Consider the following 17,729-nt stretch of genomic DNA (forward strand, 5'->3'; position numbering starts at 1 on the left):
TAAAAGTTACTTTTTAATTGGGCGCATTAAACCTTCTTGCGCTACTGATGCTATTAATTTACCTTCTCTTGTATATATGTTACCACAAGCAAAGCCACGTGCTCCAAATGTGCTTGGGCTCTCTATTGAGAATAACATCCAATCATTAAAATCAAAATCACGGTAAAACCACATTGAATGATCTAAACTTGCCATTTGAGTATTACCAAAATTAGCAACACTCGCATTCGGATTTAAACAGGCTGTTAAAATATTGTAATCAGAAATATACGTAAGAATCTGTTGTTTTAATGCTAAAGATAAATCTACCGGATCACCTTTTAATCGAAACCATACATCAACAAACGGCTGTACATCTTTCTTCTCAAGAGGATTCACAATTTCAACTGGTTTAAACTCTATTGGACGTTCAACACTTAAAAAAGCTTTTAATTTTTTAGGTAAAAAATCACCAAACTGCACTAACATATCTGTCCAACTAAACAATTCTTCTGGTTGTTTTATATGTTTTTTAATAGGTATTTGATGCTCGTGTCCTTCCTCTTTTTTATGAAAAGAACATGATAAAATAAAAATTGTTTTATCTTTTTGGTGTGCAGTTACACGTCGGGTAGAAAAACTACCACCATCACGAACAACTTGTACATTATATGTTATTGGCAAATTTAAATTTCCTGCCTCTAAAAAATAAGAGTGTAGCGAATGTAAAATTCGATTGTTTGATATAGTTCTATAAGCTGCATTTAAAGATTGTGCTAAAACTTGGCCTCCAAATACATTAGGACTTCCAATATCTTTACTAACCCCGCTAAAGTTATTATTCCCTAAATCTTCTAAGGTTAGTATGTTTAATAATTCTTGAGTATTTTTCATTATTACAAATTAGCTTCTACTATTAATTCTTTATTCTTAAATGGATGTTTTTGTTTGAACTCTGATGGTTGAATTCGCTTTAAAAACAAACTTAAAATACGGTTTGGTATTGTTTTCTTATGGCGCAAATAAATAGTTAAATCTTCTGGAGTCGCACCAACCGAACTTTTTATTTCACTTGCTGTTCTTCCGAAGTTTATTGTTTTTGCTTTGTTTTTTATCCCCAAAGTTATGTAATCATATAACATACGCTGGTATATTGCATACTCTTTATTGTTTATGTAATCTATACCTACAAAATGAGCGTCTAGCGATTCTTGATTAAAGATCCCTGATAAAAACCCTACCAACTTATCTTCTAACCAATATGCTTTTAAAAAGTAATCATCGCCTAAATTATCTTTTAGCGATTTATAGGTTTGTAAATTAAAATCACCTAAGTTAAAACTCGATTTTGTAGATACTGTTTTATAAAGAGCCGTCATTTCAGGCAATAAATCTTTAAGTCTTCCCGCAGTAATATCTTCTACTAGTAACGACGCACTAAGTTTTAACGCTTTTCTTGCCTTTACTCTAAACTTTGTTTTTAAGGCCACTAAATAATCATCTAAACTATGCCAATCACTTTCTAAATGCAATACCATGTTGGGCTCTACATTAAATGAGTTATAACCTTCTCCATAGAGTTCATTAGTTATAAATAGCGATTCGTTTTCAAAATCTTTTAACATAAATGCATCTACATCGTTTCTTGAATTAGAAAATTCGACTACAGTTTCAGCTATTCTGGTTAAAATTATTTTTTTATTTTGATTCTCGTTAATAAAAATCCCATGTTCACCACTAACAAAAGTATTTCCACAGGTAAGTACTTTAAACACTTTTTCTGATGATATAATTCGTAGTTTTCTTCCCAAACACTTCACCCATTCTACAATAGATTGCATTTCATTTTGAACACTATCTAAATAAAAATCTACTATTTGAATTGTTGCTATGGCTACAGCTTCCTCTTTTTCATTAAACAAAATGATATAAGCAAATTGTACCTTCGGATTATTTTGCTGCAATGCTGCTAGATAGTGCGGATGAAAATACAAGTTATGTGTACAGTTTAACTGCTCCCAGATATCATTCGAAATTTCGCTAACCGCATTAAAATACCGAACATTTAAAGTCTGTTTATTACAAGATGAAAAAATCAAAGTCCCTTTTATTTTGGGTGTAAATTACTAAAAGTTTATGTAAACATAATTATACAACTCCGTTATTCCAAACTGGTACTTTTAATAATTTACTTATTTTCATCATATCACTTAAAATATACATCTTGTCTCCATGATTTAACAAATTAAATCGATCCCCTTTATTTGTTATCAAGTTTAACTCATATGAAAAATAACCACCAGAAGAACTACCTCCTGACGAAAATTTTTCTAATACTTGTAATGCATATACTTGCTGATATTGCAGAATTTCACCACCTATAATAATTTTTCTTTTTCGAGTATGTATAAATACTTTAGAAGAAAACATAAATAATAAAACCAACCCTACTAATAAAAAAGGTCCGCCAGATGTAAAAAACAACTTACCACCCTTCATAACAGTTAATGGGGTATCATAAACTTGATAGTATTCATAAAATGAAATTGCTACGTAATTTAACCCAATCAAGAAAAAACTCCAAGCAAATACTTTAGTAATAGAACTAGAAGTTATTTTGTACCCTTGTGCTGTTTTTTTAAACACTTCGCTCGCAAAATTACTCGCAGAACTCTCTAGAGCATCCCAAGATATTTGTTGCCCAATTACATCATTTCCTGGGTCTTCAAAAACAAAATCTATTTGTTTGTTTTTTGATGAAGTTTTCTTTTTATTAGAAATATAACTTGTTACAATCATCCCTAATCCCATACATGCTAAAACAAGTAACATTCCGCCTGTTTTATAAAACATAAACTTCTCACTACCATAAACCTTTGTGTGAATTGGCACTGTTATTTCTAGCTTTTTAAGTAAGTATTTGCTTTTTTTTGTTGGATTTTTTAACTGCTGTAATGAATCTAAAGTATAAATATCTTTCTGAAGCGTAATTTGGTTATTATTATAACGCTCATATTTTTTTTCGATTTCTGGTATTACCACAAAAAACACAACACCAATGGGAATTAATAAGAAAAGCCAAGAGCTTTTAAAAGACAATTTATTCATAGGAATTTTTTAGTTACAAATTTGAGAATAATTTTAGTCTTTATCCAAAAAAACACCCTTGTTTATTTACAATAAACAAGGGTGTTAATTATATAATTGATAAAAAACTATCCTACAATATTAATAATTTTTCCTGGTACAATAATTACCTTTTTAGGTTCTTCACCTTTTAACTGTGCAATTGTACGCTCATCTGCCATTACTGTTTTTTCGATTTCGTCTTTACTTAAATCTAAAGATAACTCTAAAGTAAAACGCATTTTTCCGTTAAAAGAAACTGGGTATGTTTTAGAGCTTTCTACTAAATGAGAAGCTTCAAACTTAGGGAAATCAATAGTTGCTATTGAACCTTCATGCCCTAGCTGACTCCATAACTCTTCTGCAATATGCGGCGCATATGGAGAAATCAATGCTAATAAAGGCTCTAAAATTGCACGTTTATTACACTTTAAAGCAGTTAGCTCGTTTACAGCAATCATAAAGGTAGAAACCGATGTATTGAATGAGAAATTCTCAATATCTTCTTCTACTTTTTTAATTGTTTTATGTAAGACTTTTAACTCCTCTTTCGTTGGTTCAGCATCAGTAACAAGCACTCCTTCTTCGCCTACATATAATTTCCATAATTTCTTTAAGAAAGAATACACTCCTGAAATACCTGAAGTTTTCCAAGGTTTTGTTTGTTCTAATGGTCCTAAAAACATTTCGAATAAACGCAATGCATCTGCACCAAATTCTTCACAAATTAAATCTGGATTAACAACATTGTATTTAGATTTAGACATTTTCTCAACCTCTCTATAACATAGAAATTGATTATCTCTTCCAAAAACAAACTCTGCCGTTTTAAAATCGTCTCTCCAATCTTTTAACTTATCTATATTAACATTTGCATCTCCTTCAAGCGTACTAACATTAATATGAATAGGTCGGTAAGATAACGTTTCTTCGTTTTCCTCTATAAGACCTGCTTCAACTAGCTTCTTATCTAATCGAGACCATAATTTATCGTTTTCTTCAGTTTGAGCTATCTGATTTTCTCCTTGGAAATAATCTGCTGATATATAAACATTGTGAGTTTTACCCTCAAACAATGCTTCATAAACAAGCGCTGATGTTCCTAAAATCATTCCTTGGTTGATTAGCTTTTTCGCAAACTCATCAACAGGAACAGCTCCTTTATCAAACAAGAATTTTTGCCAAAAACGAGCGTATAACAAGTGCCCTGTTGCATGCTCAGAACCACCAATATATAAATCTACTTCTTTCCAATAATCAGCAGCTTCTTTACTTACAAATTCACCTTCATTATTAGAATCCATATAACGGTTAAAATACCATGAACTACCCGCCCAACCTGGCATTGTATTCAGCTCTAAAGGATATACTGTTTTATTTTTTAACTTATCATTCGATACAACTTTCTTTGCACGAGAATCCCAAGCCCATTCTGTAGCGTTTCCTAACGGTGGTTTCCCTTCTTCTGTAGGTAAATATTTTTCTACTTCTGGTAAAACGATTGGCAAGTATTTTGCATCAATCATTTGTGGCATTCCGTCTTTATAATACACTGGAAAAGGTTCACCCCAATAACGCTGACGGCTAAATACTGCATCGCGTAAACGGTAGTTTATTTTCCCAAAACCAAAACCTTTTTGTTCCATTTCATAAATCGCTAATTTCATCGCTTTTTTATACGATAAACCATTTAAGAAATCAGAATTTGCAATTTTAGTGCCTTCTTTATCTGCATGTGCAGCTTCAGAAATATCTACATTCTCAAAAACATTCGGAATCTCTAATTCGAATTTTTTTGCGAAATCATAATCACGCTGATCACCACAAGGAACCGCCATAACAGCACCTGTACCGTAGTTTGCTAACACGTAATCTCCAATCCAAATTGGTACTTGTTTTCCCGTAAACGGATGCAAAGCATACGCACCTGTAAAAACTCCTGAAATTGTTTTTACATCTGCCATTCGTTCTCTTTCAGAACGCTTTGCTGTTGCTTTAATATAATCGTAAACGGCTTTTTGTTGCCCTTCGCTTGTAATTTTAGCTACTAATTCGTGCTCTGGAGCTAAGGTCATAAATGAGACTCCGTAAATAGTATCAGGTCTCGTGGTAAAAACATCGATTTTATAGTCGTTTGCTATTGCTGTTTCTACAACCTCAACAGTTGTTTTTTCAATAGGTTTTGCAAACTGAATCGTGTTGTTAATTTTAGATACAGCACCTAAAACATTTTCTAACACCTCATCATTTGTAAAACGCACTACATGAAATCCTTCGCTTGTAAAATAAGCATCTCTTTTTGCTTCGTCTTCTTTACCAGAAAACTCCACAATTATATTTTTTGCTAAGCATACATAATCTACTAAAAACGTACCAATGGTATATTTTTTTCTGAATTTTGCAGCTCCTTTTTTATTTTTTAATTCATTCCAAAGTACTTCTTCAGCCTTCGAAAGGTTTAAACGCATTTCTTTTAACGCCTCTAGCTCTTTATAAGATAATCTTACGCCAGCTTCTGGTACTTCTAAAGCATCTACCTTAAAAGTTACCATTGCTCCTTGCGAACGACCAATCCAATTTGTTTGGCTATCTTTTAAAGGTTGTGGCCAATCAATTGTTTCTAATCCGTCTAATAAACGTTGTGCATATGCAGAAATTCGCATAGACCATTGTGTCATTTTTTTACGAATTACGGGATGACCTCCGCGTTCTGAAACACCATTTATTATTTCGTCGTTTGCTAATACCGTTCCTAATTCAGGACACCAGTTTACTTCAGTATCCGACAAATAGGTTAAACGATATTGTAACAAAATTGCTTCTTGTTCTATAGTCGAAAAAGCTTTCCATTCATCCGCAGAAAAAATAGTAATATCTTCTTCTGAAGCAGCATTTATAGTTGCGTTTCCTGATTTTTTAAATACCGAAATTAATGTTTTAACATCTTCTGCTTTATCAGTATCTTTATTGTACCAAGAGTTAAAAAGCTGAATAAAAATCCACTGCGTCCACTTATAATACTCAGGACTAGAAGTACGAAGTTCACGAGACCAATCGAAAGAAAAACCGATAGTATCTAACTGTCTTCTATACGTTGTAATATTTTCTTCAGTAGTTTTTGCTGGGTGTTGCCCTGTTTGAATTGCATATTGTTCTGCTGGTAAACCAAAAGAATCATACCCTTGCGGATGCAATACATTAAACCCTTTATGACGCTTATAACGTGCATAAATATCTGATGCAATATATCCTAAAGGATGCCCAACATGTAAACCTGCTCCTGACGGATAAGGAAACATATCTAAGACATAATATTTAGGTTTCTCCGATTCATTACTGGCTTTAAATGTTTGGTTGTCTGCCCAAAATTGTTGCCATTTCTTTTCTATCTCTTGATGATTATATTGCATTTTATCTTTTTTAAGAAGTTGCAAATTTACGGTTATTTTAAATACTATTTTTATTTCTTTTTCTCAAGAAAAATTGGGTTCTAAAAAACAAAACAGGCTAAAAAATCATGTGATTTTTTAGCCTGTTTATTCTAATTAACATTACGGTTATAATACTTATCCTTTAACTGGTACAGATACAACTACATCTCCCCAGCCAATGTACATTGTTGCATTATTATCTTTTCCTTCAAAAGCAATTGAAAAAGCTTCAATAGATTTTTCGGACTTAGCTTTTGATGCCATTACGCGAACTACATCTTCTTCTTCATTATAAAAATAAGATCCCCATACATTTTTAGCAGTACTTAAAATTACTGTCCACTCTTTATCTCCTGGTATTGTAAATAAAGTATAAGTTCCTGCTTTTACATCTTTTCCTCCAAATTTTACATCTTTATAAAATGTAATCTCTGGTGCTTCATTAGCTCCTGTTCTCCATACTTTTTCGTTTGGTGCTAACTTAGCTACTTTTCTTTCTTTTAATTGTGGACGACTATATGTTATTTTTACTAATTTATCTGATACTCTATAGCTACTTGGGTATGATGCCGCATCCATAGGGCTTTTATCTAATCCTTTAAATTCTTGCGCCATTGCTTCTGTTGAGAATAATACAGCGACCATTAACATTGCTAATACTAAAATTATTTTTTTCATTTTTTACTTACTTTTAAGTTAGTTTATCATTTTATTTAGTCATCAAAACTACAAATACTTACAATAAATCTTCTATTAAAACTGATTATATTAAAAATGTTAATACCTAAACCAGTAAAGAATATTATTTTAATTTATTCTAAATAAAGTATTATATTTGCACCGAATTACACCAATTATGATCATATTTTATACTCAAAATAAAAAGGCTATTCCTGTTGTTTCAATACAGCAAGAAGCTGTATGCTCTTCTGTTTGCTCATCAAATTGTATAAAACCAAAAAACAAGTGTTGTAATAAATACCAAAAAAAAGGCATCAACTGTAAGCGATGCCCTTTAACTTTTGATATTAAAATAGCTTCTTAATTACGCTACTCTTAATAAGAAATAACTCTTTTTTCCGCGTTGTAATAACACGTATTTATCAGCAATTAAATCTTTTTCTGTAATTTCAAAATCTTCCTTTACCTTTTCTTTATTTACCGAAACTGCATTTTCTTTTAAAGCTCTTTTTGCATCTCCATTAGATTTTAAAAAGTCTGTTTTTCCTGATAAAGCATCAATCATTGATAAACCTTCTAAAATATCTTCTTTAGAAACTTCCGCTTGCGGTACACCATCAAAAACATCTAAAAACGTTTGTTCATCTAAACTTTTTAAATCTTCTGAGGTAGATTTTCCGAATAAAATGTTAGATGCTGCAATTGCTTTTTCTAACTCGTCTTTTCCGTGAACTAAAATGGTTACTTCTTCTCCTAATCTTTTTTGTAAAACACGTACATGTGGTGCTTCTTTATGTTCTTCAATTAAAGCATCAATAGTTTCTTTATCTAAAAACGTGAAGATTTTAATATATTTTTCAGCATCTTCATCCGAAGTATTTAACCAGTATTGGTAAAATTTATATGCTGACGTTCTTTTGGCATCTAACCATACGTTTCCTCCTTCTGATTTTCCGAATTTAGAACCGTCTGATTTTGTGATTAACGGACACGTAATTGCATATCCTTTTCCGCCTCCTATTCTTCTAATTAATTCTGTCCCTGTAGTAATATTACCCCACTGATCAGAACCTCCCATTTGTAAAGTAGCTGATTCTTCTCTAAATAAATGTAAAAAATCATATCCCTGAACCATTTGGTAGGTAAACTCGGTAAAAGACATTCCGTCTTTAGACTCTGAGCTAATTCTGTTTTTTACAGAATCTTTTGCCATCATATAGTTTACGGTAATGTGCTTACCAATATCACGAATAAATTCTAAGAAAGAAATCTCTTTCATCCAATCGTAATTATTTACTAAAAGTGCTGCGTTTTTTTCATCCGAAGTAAAATCTAAAAAATGACATAGTTGTGCTTTTACACAATCTTGATTATGACGCAATGTTTTTTCATCTAACAAATTACGTTCAGTAGATTTTCCTGAAGGATCGCCAATCATACCTGTTGCTCCACCAACCAAAGCAATTGGTCTGTGCCCACATCTTTGATAATGTGCTAATAACATTATAGGAACTAAATTACCAATATGTAAAGAATCTGCAGTTGGGTCAAAACCAACATACGCACTACGCATTTCTTCTAATAGGTGTTCTTCGGTTCCGGGCATGCTATCATTCAACATTCCTCTCCATTGTAATTCTTCAATAAAATTTTTCATCGTCGTAAATTTATCAGTCAACAAAGATACATTTATCGTTCAAAAAATTCTATTTTCGTTATATGATTTTAGTTACCGGAGGAACAGGTTTAGTAGGTGCACATTTATTATATCATTTAACTCAAAAAAATGATAGAATTCGCGCTATTTATAGAACGAATGAAAAACGAGAACATGTAAAAAAAATATTTTCTTATTATACAGATGATATCAAGAAATTATTTGCTAAAATTGAGTGGGTTAAAGCTGATATTACTGAGGTTCCTTCTTTAGAACCTGTTTTTAAAAACATCGCTACAGTATATCATTGTGCTGCTTTGGTTTCTTTTAATCCCAGAGATTACAAAAAAATGCGTCAGGTAAATATTGATGGTACTGCAAATATGATTAACCTTTCTATTGATAATAAAATAAATAAATTTTGTTTTGTAAGCTCTATCGCTGCCATTGGAAACGCTATAAACGGAAAACCTATTAACGAACAAAATGAATGGTCTGACGCTAGCGACAACTGTTATTCTATTACAAAATATGGTGCCGAAATGGAAGTTTGGCGAGGTAGCCAAGAAGGTTTAGATATTATTATTGTGAATCCTGGAATAATTTTAGGAAGTGGTTTTTTGAATGAAGGCTCGGGTAAATTATTTACGAAAATAAATAATGGCTTAAAATTTTATACCGAAGGAGTTACTGGTTTTATTGGAGTAAAAGATGTTGTTAAAGCAATGGTCTTATTAATGAATTCAGATATTAATAACGAACGATTTATTTTAGTTTCAGAAAACAAATCATTTAAAGACATCTTGTTTGCTATTGCAGATGGCTTACATAAAAAAAGGCCTTACATAAAAATTGGAGAATTTACATCCGCTATCTTATGGAGAATTGATTGGCTGCTAACTTTAATTACGCCAAAAGAACCTTTATTAACCAAAAATTCTGCAAAATCATCACATATTAAGTCATTTTATTCTTCAAAAAAGATAAAAGAAAAAACAGGTTTCGAGTTTAAATTAATTGATAGTGTGATTAATAGTGTTTGCACTAAGTTTCACTCTTAAATCACTCAATTTCTTTAAGCTTCTTCATTGGCTTCAGAAGTTTTTCGTTTTTATCTCTTAGTTTTAAAGATAATTTACTGTTTAAATTTTTCTTTTTCCTAGTTAATGAATCTTTAATAAGTTCTTTTTCTTTATAAAAACTCTCTAAAGAGTCTAAATTAGATTTTACTTCTTTAAGAATTTCTGTATATTCATCTGCTATAGAAGTATAATATACATTAGAAATATTAAAGCGAGTACTATCTATTTTATGCTTTTCATAAACTAGACCAATATAGTTTTTCTCTCTTTTTAAAAACTTGTTTTTAACATTCTTTGCGGATGATGCTAAATACATGTCTGTTAACAATACAACCATCGAATCTTTTGGTATTAAGTTTTTAGGTGCTTTATAAACGGTATTACTCGTACACGAAATAAACAGTACAAAGAGCGTTATGTAGAGAAAATTTTTCATCTATTTTTTAAATTCTAATCGTTTTCCTTTCGTTTCTTCATCAAAAACACCATTTACAAACATTAAGTTTCCGTTTACAAAAGTATGTGTTATTTTATGAGAAAATTCCACTCCTTCAAAAGGAGACCAACCGCATTTATATAATATATTTTCTTTTGTAACTGTCCAATTATTATTTGTGTCTATCAATACTAAATCTGCAAAAAACCCTTCTTTAATAAACCCGCGGTTTTCTACTTTGAATAATTTTGCTGGGTTATGGCACATTTTTTCAACCGCTTTTTCAATTGATAAAACACCTTCTTTTACTTTTTCTAAAATTGCTGGAATTGCATGTTGAACTAACGGCCCGCCACTAGGTGCTTTCATATACACATTATCTTTTTCTTGCAAAGTATGAGGCGCGTGATCGGTAGCTATGACATCTATTCTATCGTCTAATAAAGCCTTCCATAAACCATCTTTATCTTTTTGAGATTTAACCGCAGGATTCCATTTAATATGTGTTCCTTTTTTGTCGTAATCTTTATCTGTAAACCATAAATGGTGTATACAAACCTCGGCAGTAATTTTCTTTTCTTCTAACGGAATATCATTTCTAAACAAGTGTGTTTCTTTTTCTGTTGATAAATGAAAAACATGTAACCTTGCTCCTGTTTTTTTAGCCAATTCGATAGCTCTTGAGGAAGATAAATAACAAGCCTCCTCACTTCTAATAATCGGGTGGTATTTTAACGGAATATCATCGCCATATTCAGCCTTATAGTCTTCTGTGTTTTTTCTAATTGTTGCTTCATCTTCACAGTGTACAGAAATTAACATATCTGTTGATGAGAATATTTTTTCTAAAACAGCTTCGTTATCTACCAACATATTTCCGGTAGATGAACCTAAAAACAATTTAATTCCCGCTACATTCCTAGGATTTGTTTTTAATAACTCTTCTAAATTATCATTTGTTCCACCAAACATAAACGAATAATTAGCATAAGATGTTTTTGAAGCAATTTTAAACTTATCTTCTAATAATTGTTGAGTTGTTGCTTGAGGAATGGTGTTGGGCATTTCTATAAATGATGTAATTCCACCCGCAATTGCCGCCTTACTTTCGGTTGCTATATTTGCTTTATGAGTTAAACCTGGTTCGCGAAAATGTACTTGATCATCAATCATACCCGGAATTAAATATTTTCCTGTAGCATCAATAACTTCTACATTTGAAGTTGCCGAAATTTCTGCTGAAATTTCTTTTATATAATTCCCTTCAATTAAAACATCGCCTTTAAAAACCTTGTTTTCGTTAACAATATTTGCATTTTTAATTAAATATGATTTCATAATTATTTTGGTAAACCTTTTAATCTCATTTTTATAACTCCGAATACTGCTTCTTTTATAATACCTGTACTTAGTTTCGACTCTCCTAAAACCCTATCTGTAAATATAACTGAAACTTCTTTTATGGTAAATTTATGTTTCCATGCTTTAAATTTCATTTCTATTTGAAAAGCATATCCTATAAATTTAATTTTATCTAGTTGTATCGTTTCTAAAACTTTTCTTTTATAACAAACAAAACCAGCTGTAGTGTCGTGTATTGGCATTCTTGTAATTAATCGCACATATTTTGAAGCAAAATAAGACAACAATACTCTACTCATAGGCCAATTAACAACATTTACACCAACCGAATAACGAGATCCTACAGAAACATCTGCGCCATCAATGGCACATGTGTTATATAATTTAATTAAGTCGTTAGGATTATGAGAAAAATCGGCATCCATTTCTATTATAAAATCATAACCGTTGTTTATAGCCCATTTAAACCCATGAATATATGCAGTGCCTAATCCGTTTTTGCCTGTTCTTTTTTCAATATAAAGTCTACCGGGATATTCTTTTTGCAGTTGTTCTACTATAGTGGCTGTACCATCAGGTGAGTTATCATCAACAACTAAAACATCAAACTCTTTTTCCTGTTTAAAGGTTGCTTGTATTATCGCCGCTATGTTTTCTTTTTCGTTATAAGTGGGAATTATAACTAAAGCGTCTGATTTCATGTAATTTTCATCTAAATCTAAGCAAATATACACTAAATTATCACTAGTTTTGTGTTAATTAAAAGCATTAAAAAAATACATTTGCAAGCAATTGAACGTCTTATATCTAACAATAATTGGATTACTTTAGTAATTATATTTGCGGTGATTTTATTAGCAATGATGAAATTACTTAACCCAAATAAGTTACTAGGGTATACTCTTGCTCCTTTTACACCTGGTTTCTTTAAAAAAAAGATTGAAGACAACGTTTCTTTTTTATCTCCTTTTTACATACTCTTTTTCTTTTTTTCCGCTATTGTTATTTCATTGTTTCTGTTTTTGATGGTTATTTCTACTACAAGCAAACATGACTTTTTAACTTATTTTGTTTTATTAACTTTTACTTCTTTTTACTTTATAATCAAATATCTTTTAGATTTTATTATATCTAATACTTTAGGACTTTCTACTATCACTAAATATTTTATCATTACAAAATCAGGTTATTTAAACAGCTTAAGTTTATGGCTATTCCCTTCTATAGTATTATATCTATATAGCCTTAATAATCGTATATTCTTATTAATTATTTTTGGTATCTTATTTATTTTCAGGGCTTTTTTAATTATTAAAAACAACAAAAAAATAGTTATTCGTAAGTTGTTTTATTTTATTTTGTACTTTTGCACCCTTGAAATAGCACCGCTATTAATTGTTTATAAAATAACAACGACTACGTAAAGAGAAAAATATATGAAAGTGAAAACTATTTTAGTCTCTCAACCTGCTCCTAAGACGGAAACGTCTCCTTACTTTGATTTAGCTGAAAAACAAAAAGTGAAAATTGATTTTCGCTCTTTTATTCATGTTGAAGGTATTGATGGAAAAGAAGTTAGATCTCAGAAAATTGACTTAAACAACTATACTGCAATTATTTTAACAAGTAGAAATGCTGTAGATCATTTTTTTAGAATTGCTGAAGAAATGCGTTTTACAGTTCCTGATTCTATGAAATACTTTTGTCAATCAGAGGCTGTTGCCTATTATTTACAGAAATATGTTGTGTATAGAAAACGTAAAATTTATGTTGGTACTCGAACTTTCCCTGAACTAACTAAATTAATAAAAAAACATAAGGATGAGAAATTCTTACTTCCTTCTTCTGATAAGTTAAAGCCATTAATTCCTGAAGAATTAGATAAATTAGGGGTAGATTGGAAACGTGCAGATTTATACAGAACTGTTGTTAGTGATTTATCAGACTTAGAAGATGTTTTTTATGATATTTTAGTGTTTTTCAGTCCTTCTGGAATTGATAGTTTATTTGAAAACTTTCCTGACTTTAAGCAAAACGAAACAAGAATAGCCGTTTTTGGTAATACAACAATAAAAGCTGTTGAAGATAGAGGTTTACGTGTAGATATCGCGGCACCAACACCAGAAACACCTTCAATGACAATGGCTTTAGATAAATATATTAAAGACATAAATAAAAAGTAATCACTCTTTATTCAAATAAAAAAACCCATTAAAGTTAACTTTAATGGGTTTTTTTATTTACAATCGTAAGCACAAAACAAGTTACTCGTCTAAATGAAAATATTTAAAACTTAACGCTATGATTTTATTACTCCTATTTATTGCAGCTTGTTTTTTAGCATATAGTAATGGAGCCAATGATAATTTTAAAGGTGTTGCAACCTTATTCGGTTCTGGCATTACTAATTATAAAAAAGCAATTAATTGGGCTACTATTACTACTTTTTCAGGATCTGTTGCAGCTATTTTTTTAGCGAAAGAGCTGGTTAAAAATTTTTCAGGAAAAGGTTTAGTTCCTAATGAATTAATACAAACCCCTATTTTTGCAATTTCTATTGCACTTGGCGCTGCTCTAACAGTTTTTTCAGCAACCAAAATAGGCATGCCTATTTCAACTACCCACAGTTTAGTTGGCGCATTATTTGGCGCTGGTGTTATGGCTGTTGGCGCTGAATTTAATTTTTATAAACTTGGTAATACTTTTTTAATACCTTTAATTGTAAGTCCACTTATGGCTGCAGTTTTAAGTCTGCTTACCTATCTAATATTTAAATTTTTACGAAAAAAAACACCCTCTTTAAGCAAAGAAAATCCAACTATATTTAGCATTAAATTCTCTAAGATTTTAGATTTCTTACACTATTTAAGTTCAGGTGTTGTAAGTTTTGCCAGGGGATTAAATGACACTCCAAAAATTGTTGGTTTATTAATTATTATTAATACTATTGACATTAAGTGGAGCATGATTTCTATAGCTATTATAATGGCCTTAGGAGGCTTATTAAATGCAAAAAAAGTAGGAGAAACAATGAGTAAAAAAATTACTAAAATGAATTCAAGTCAAGGATTTACGGCCAATATGATTACGGGCTTATTAGTAACGACCGCAAGTGTTCACGGTTTACCTGTTTCAACAACACATGTTTCTGTGGGTTCTTTATTTGGAATCGGTACAATAACCAAAAAAGCGAATTATAAAGTAATTGGGAAAATCATTTTATCTTGGGTACTAACTCTGCCTATTGCGGCCTTTATAAGTGCTATTATTTTTAAAGCTTTAGAAATAATCACCTAAAAATAGCTAGATCACAAAAAACGGAAAACTATTTTACAGATTAATGATAATTTTTAATGCTTTGATGCCTTTAAATAGTTTTTCCTTCGCGTAAGAACCCATTTACATATAGAAAAACTAGGGATAAGACATATAATTCTTAAAGTAAAAAGCAACTCTTTTACTTGTAATTTATTGAGTATATAATTTTTTTAGTAATCTTTCTGCAGGTTTGTTTTGAGGTGTAAACCTATTATTCTTTTCTCCGCCTACTTCATTGTGTTTATGAAACCATTTCCAAACAAATCCTCCCGCAAACCAATCTTCCTTCCAAAATTGATTATAAATGGCTTTTAATGCATTCTTCTGAGCTTCTAAATTTACTTTTTCTACTACCCTATTAGATTCCCATGGTTTTTTTCCGTTATAATCAACACTTCTATACCCATATTCTGTAAATAAAACAGGTTTATTAACTTGTTCTCTAACTTTTATAATTTCTTTTTTATGAATTTGCCAACCATCCTCAAACTCTTGTGTGGTTGCAGATCTCTTATCTGTTAAAGGAAAGTAAGCATCAATACCTATATAATCTAATTGAGCCCAAAATGAAATGTTTTTATATTCATCCCAGTTTGCAGCATAGGTAAGTTCACCTTTATATATTTTTCTGATTTTTTTAATTAACTCCTCCCAAAAAACTGGTCTGTGTCTAACAAAACTACCTAATTCCGTACCTATACAAAAAATGGTTGCTTTTAAATTTTGTGCTGTTTTTGCATACATTAAAATAAATTCTGAATATGAATTTTCCAAAACTCTCCAATTCTCTTCAGTTTCCATTTTTATATCCCCTGTAAACTCACCTTTCCAAACCCATATTTGGGGTTTTATCATGAATTTAACATTCTTTTTTTCAAACTCCTTCGCATACTGAATAACTCCTTTATTAGTTTCCCCAAACCATTGTCTGTTTGTATTGTGAGTTATTTTTGGAGAAGATAAATTTTTAATAAACCCAAAAGGCATTAAGGCAACGTAATTTGCTGACACCTTTAAAACAGGAGCAACATGTTCTTTATTAATTTTTTCTGGTGATGCTACAAAACTAAGCCCGTTTATTTTTTTTGTTTGGCTTTTACAAGACAAACATAAAAGACATATTAAAAAAAGTTTAGTTATTTTCATGACGCCTAAATTACTGTTTTTTAAAACAATGAAGATTTGACAAGTAGCTTATTTACCTTTTTCTATAGCAAATTTAGGTTTTTTTCAATATTTAAAGTCATTCTAAATTAATTTACATCATTAAGTTATTAACTTTATCAACGACCAAACTTCAAATCAACTTTTATGGAACACGTTGTTATTATTGGTAATGGAATTTCTGGTGTTACGGCCGCAAGACACATTAGAAAATTATCAGATAAAAAAATTACTATTGTCTCTTCTGAATCAGCTTACTTTTTTTCTAGAACTGCTTTAATGTATGTATACATGGGCCATATGAAATTTGAGCATACGCAACCTTATGAACCTTGGTTTTGGAAAAAAAACAGCATTGAACTTAAAAAAGGCTTTGTTACAAATATAAATTCAGAGAATAATGAGTTAGAATTTAAAGACGGCGGAAAACTTTCTTATGACAAGCTAATTATAGCCACAGGCTCTAAACCTAATAAATTTGGCTGGCCAGGACAAGATTTAGACGGTGTTATGGGAATGTATCACAAACAAGATTTAGAGAAACTTGAAAAATATGCTCCCGATAATAAAGCATGTAAAAGAGCTGTAATTGTTGGTGGTGGGTTAATTGGCATAGAGCTTGCCGAAATGTTACATAGTAGAAATATACCTGTAACATTTTTAGTTCGTGAAAAGAGTTTTTGGAACGGTGTTTTACCTGCGGAAGAATCAGCAATGATTAATAAAGAAATTTTAGACAATCATATAGATTTACGCTTAGGTGTTAACTTAAAGGAAATTAAATCTGATGAAAACGGACACGTAAAATCGATTATAATTGCAGAAACTAATGAAGAAATTGAATGTAATGTTGTTGGTTTAACTGCAGGAGTTTCACCTAACGTCGATTTTTTAAAATCTTCTGAGATAGAAATTAATAAGGGCGTAAAAGTAAACCGTTTTTTAGAAACAAACATTAAAGATATATATGCTATTGGCGATTGCGCAGAACAACACGAAGCAATTGATCAACGAAGAGCAATAGAAGCTGTTTGGTACACCGGAAGAATGATGGGTGAAACAGTAGCCCAAACTATTTGTGGTAATAAAACAGCCTATAAACCAGGACACTGGTTTAACTCTGCTAAATTTATAGATATAGAGTACCAAACATATGGTTGGGTTTGGGCGCAGCCAAAAGAAAATGAAGCGCGTTTTTATTGGGAGCATGAAGATGGCAAAAAATGTATTCATATAAATTATGATAAAAATACACACAGATTTATCGGTATAAATAACTTTGGTATTAGAATGCGTCACGAATTTTTTGATAAAATTTTAAGCGAAAAACGGTCGGTAGAATATGTATTAGAACATTTGGCTGATGCTAATTTCGATCCTGAATTTTATAAACTACACGAACCAGCAATAATTGCCAAGTTCAACAAAGAAAACAACACTAATATTCAGCTGAAAAAGAAAAGTTGGAAACGAATTTTTAGTAAAGCATAAAA

The 17,729-nt window shown here is 30.9% G+C and carries 15 protein-coding genes; 5 read left to right on the forward strand and 10 right to left on the reverse strand.

Annotation, left to right across the window (positions count from 1 at the left end; genetic code table 11):
• Positions 1-6 precede the first annotated feature (6 nt).
• The 6 genes from ACQ629_RS07360 to tyrS form a co-directional block, all read right to left on the reverse strand.
• Entirely contained in the window at positions 7-873 is an 867-nt protein-coding gene (locus ACQ629_RS07360) for an acyl-CoA thioesterase (protein WP_483703643.1), read from the reverse strand.
• A gap of 2 nt (positions 874-875) precedes the next feature.
• The gene (locus tag ACQ629_RS07365) at positions 876-2,078 is read right to left on the reverse strand and encodes a GNAT family N-acetyltransferase (RefSeq protein WP_483703645.1); all 1,203 of its coding nucleotides are present in this window, start codon (positions 2,076-2,078) and stop codon (positions 876-878) included.
• A gap of 49 nt (positions 2,079-2,127) precedes the next feature.
• Entirely contained in the window at positions 2,128-3,087 is a 960-nt protein-coding gene (locus ACQ629_RS07370; RefSeq protein WP_483703647.1) for a hypothetical protein, read from the reverse strand.
• A 107-nt stretch (positions 3,088-3,194) separates the two neighbouring features.
• On the reverse strand, positions 3,195-6,515 hold the full coding sequence (locus ACQ629_RS07375) for a leucine--tRNA ligase (RefSeq protein WP_483703649.1): 3,321 nt from the start codon (positions 6,513-6,515) through the stop codon (positions 3,195-3,197).
• A gap of 156 nt (positions 6,516-6,671) precedes the next feature.
• Positions 6,672-7,214: a DUF2911 domain-containing protein gene (locus tag ACQ629_RS07380; protein WP_483703651.1), complete on the reverse strand. Its 543-nt coding sequence runs from the start codon at positions 7,212-7,214 to the stop codon at positions 6,672-6,674.
• A gap of 367 nt (positions 7,215-7,581) precedes the next feature.
• On the reverse strand, positions 7,582-8,874 hold the full coding sequence (gene tyrS, locus ACQ629_RS07385) for a tyrosine--tRNA ligase (protein ID WP_483703653.1): 1,293 nt from the start codon (positions 8,872-8,874) through the stop codon (positions 7,582-7,584).
• A 62-nt stretch (positions 8,875-8,936) separates the two neighbouring features.
• On the opposite strand from tyrS, the gene ACQ629_RS07390 reads away from it, so the two are divergent.
• A complete protein-coding gene (locus ACQ629_RS07390; RefSeq protein WP_483703655.1) occupies positions 8,937-9,935 on the forward strand; it encodes an NAD-dependent epimerase/dehydratase family protein in 999 nt (332 codons plus the stop codon).
• A 1-nt stretch (position 9,936) separates the two neighbouring features.
• On the opposite strand, the gene ACQ629_RS07395 is transcribed toward ACQ629_RS07390, so the two are convergent.
• From ACQ629_RS07395 to ACQ629_RS07405, 3 genes are read right to left on the reverse strand one after another with little or no spacing between them, the layout of a single operon-like run.
• Positions 9,937-10,392, reverse strand: coding sequence for a DUF4296 domain-containing protein (locus ACQ629_RS07395; protein ID WP_483703657.1), 456 nt, complete (start codon positions 10,390-10,392; stop codon positions 9,937-9,939).
• Positions 10,393-11,730: a dihydroorotase gene (locus ACQ629_RS07400; protein WP_483703659.1), complete on the reverse strand. Its 1,338-nt coding sequence runs from the start codon at positions 11,728-11,730 to the stop codon at positions 10,393-10,395.
• Between the two features lie 2 nt (positions 11,731-11,732).
• Complete coding sequence (locus ACQ629_RS07405; RefSeq protein WP_483703661.1) at positions 11,733-12,455, reverse strand: polyprenol monophosphomannose synthase; 723 nt, start codon at positions 12,453-12,455, stop codon at positions 11,733-11,735.
• Between the two features lie 81 nt (positions 12,456-12,536).
• On the opposite strand from ACQ629_RS07405, the gene ACQ629_RS07410 reads away from it, so the two are divergent.
• The 3 genes from ACQ629_RS07410 to ACQ629_RS07420 all read left to right on the forward strand — a co-directional run bounded on the left by ACQ629_RS07410 (position 12,537) and on the right by ACQ629_RS07420 (position 15,051).
• On the forward strand, positions 12,537-13,178 hold the full coding sequence (locus ACQ629_RS07410) for a DUF4271 domain-containing protein (RefSeq protein WP_483703663.1): 642 nt from the start codon (positions 12,537-12,539) through the stop codon (positions 13,176-13,178).
• Between the two features lie 12 nt (positions 13,179-13,190).
• Complete coding sequence (locus tag ACQ629_RS07415; RefSeq protein WP_483703665.1) at positions 13,191-13,937, forward strand: uroporphyrinogen-III synthase; 747 nt, start codon at positions 13,191-13,193, stop codon at positions 13,935-13,937.
• Between the two features lie 118 nt (positions 13,938-14,055).
• The gene (locus ACQ629_RS07420; protein WP_483703667.1) at positions 14,056-15,051 is read left to right on the forward strand and encodes an anion permease; all 996 of its coding nucleotides are present in this window, start codon (positions 14,056-14,058) and stop codon (positions 15,049-15,051) included.
• Positions 15,052-15,222: 171 nt separating this feature from the next.
• Here the strand turns inward: ACQ629_RS07420 and ACQ629_RS07425 are convergent, their stop codons facing one another.
• Positions 15,223-16,218 (reverse strand): glycoside hydrolase family 113, encoded by a 996-nt coding sequence (locus tag ACQ629_RS07425; protein ID WP_483703669.1) that lies wholly within the window; start codon positions 16,216-16,218, stop codon positions 15,223-15,225.
• A 165-nt stretch (positions 16,219-16,383) separates the two neighbouring features.
• On the opposite strand from ACQ629_RS07425, the gene ACQ629_RS07430 reads away from it, so the two are divergent.
• Entirely contained in the window at positions 16,384-17,727 is a 1,344-nt protein-coding gene (locus ACQ629_RS07430) for an NAD(P)/FAD-dependent oxidoreductase (protein ID WP_483703671.1), read from the forward strand.
• Positions 17,728-17,729 lie beyond the last annotated feature (2 nt).

It is taken from the genome of Tenacibaculum sp. SM2510 (genome assembly GCF_057002845.1).

What these genes read in the sequence shown, in the direction of transcription:
- ACQ629_RS07360 (WP_483703643.1), bottom strand. Translation starts at nt 873, where the DNA reads ATGAAAAATACTCAAGAATTATTAAACATACTAACCTTAGAAGATTTA.
- ACQ629_RS07370 (WP_483703647.1), bottom strand. Translation starts at nt 3,087, where the DNA reads ATGAATAAATTGTCTTTTAAAAGCTCTTGGCTTTTCTTATTAATTCCC.
- ACQ629_RS07375 (WP_483703649.1), bottom strand. Translation starts at nt 6,515, where the DNA reads ATGCAATATAATCATCAAGAGATAGAAAAGAAATGGCAACAATTTTGG.
- ACQ629_RS07380 (WP_483703651.1), bottom strand. Translation starts at nt 7,214, where the DNA reads ATGAAAAAAATAATTTTAGTATTAGCAATGTTAATGGTCGCTGTATTA.
- tyrS (WP_483703653.1), bottom strand. Translation starts at nt 8,874, where the DNA reads ATGAAAAATTTTATTGAAGAATTACAATGGAGAGGAATGTTGAATGAT.
- ACQ629_RS07390 (WP_483703655.1), top strand. Translation starts at nt 8,937, where the DNA reads ATGATTTTAGTTACCGGAGGAACAGGTTTAGTAGGTGCACATTTATTA.
- ACQ629_RS07395 (WP_483703657.1), bottom strand. Translation starts at nt 10,392, where the DNA reads ATGAAAAATTTTCTCTACATAACGCTCTTTGTACTGTTTATTTCGTGT.
- ACQ629_RS07400 (WP_483703659.1), bottom strand. Translation starts at nt 11,730, where the DNA reads ATGAAATCATATTTAATTAAAAATGCAAATATTGTTAACGAAAACAAG.
- ACQ629_RS07405 (WP_483703661.1), bottom strand. Translation starts at nt 12,455, where the DNA reads ATGAAATCAGACGCTTTAGTTATAATTCCCACTTATAACGAAAAAGAA.
- ACQ629_RS07415 (WP_483703665.1), top strand. Translation starts at nt 13,191, where the DNA reads ATGAAAGTGAAAACTATTTTAGTCTCTCAACCTGCTCCTAAGACGGAA.
- ACQ629_RS07420 (WP_483703667.1), top strand. Translation starts at nt 14,056, where the DNA reads ATGATTTTATTACTCCTATTTATTGCAGCTTGTTTTTTAGCATATAGT.
- ACQ629_RS07425 (WP_483703669.1), bottom strand. Translation starts at nt 16,218, where the DNA reads ATGAAAATAACTAAACTTTTTTTAATATGTCTTTTATGTTTGTCTTGT.
- ACQ629_RS07430 (WP_483703671.1), top strand. Translation starts at nt 16,384, where the DNA reads ATGGAACACGTTGTTATTATTGGTAATGGAATTTCTGGTGTTACGGCC.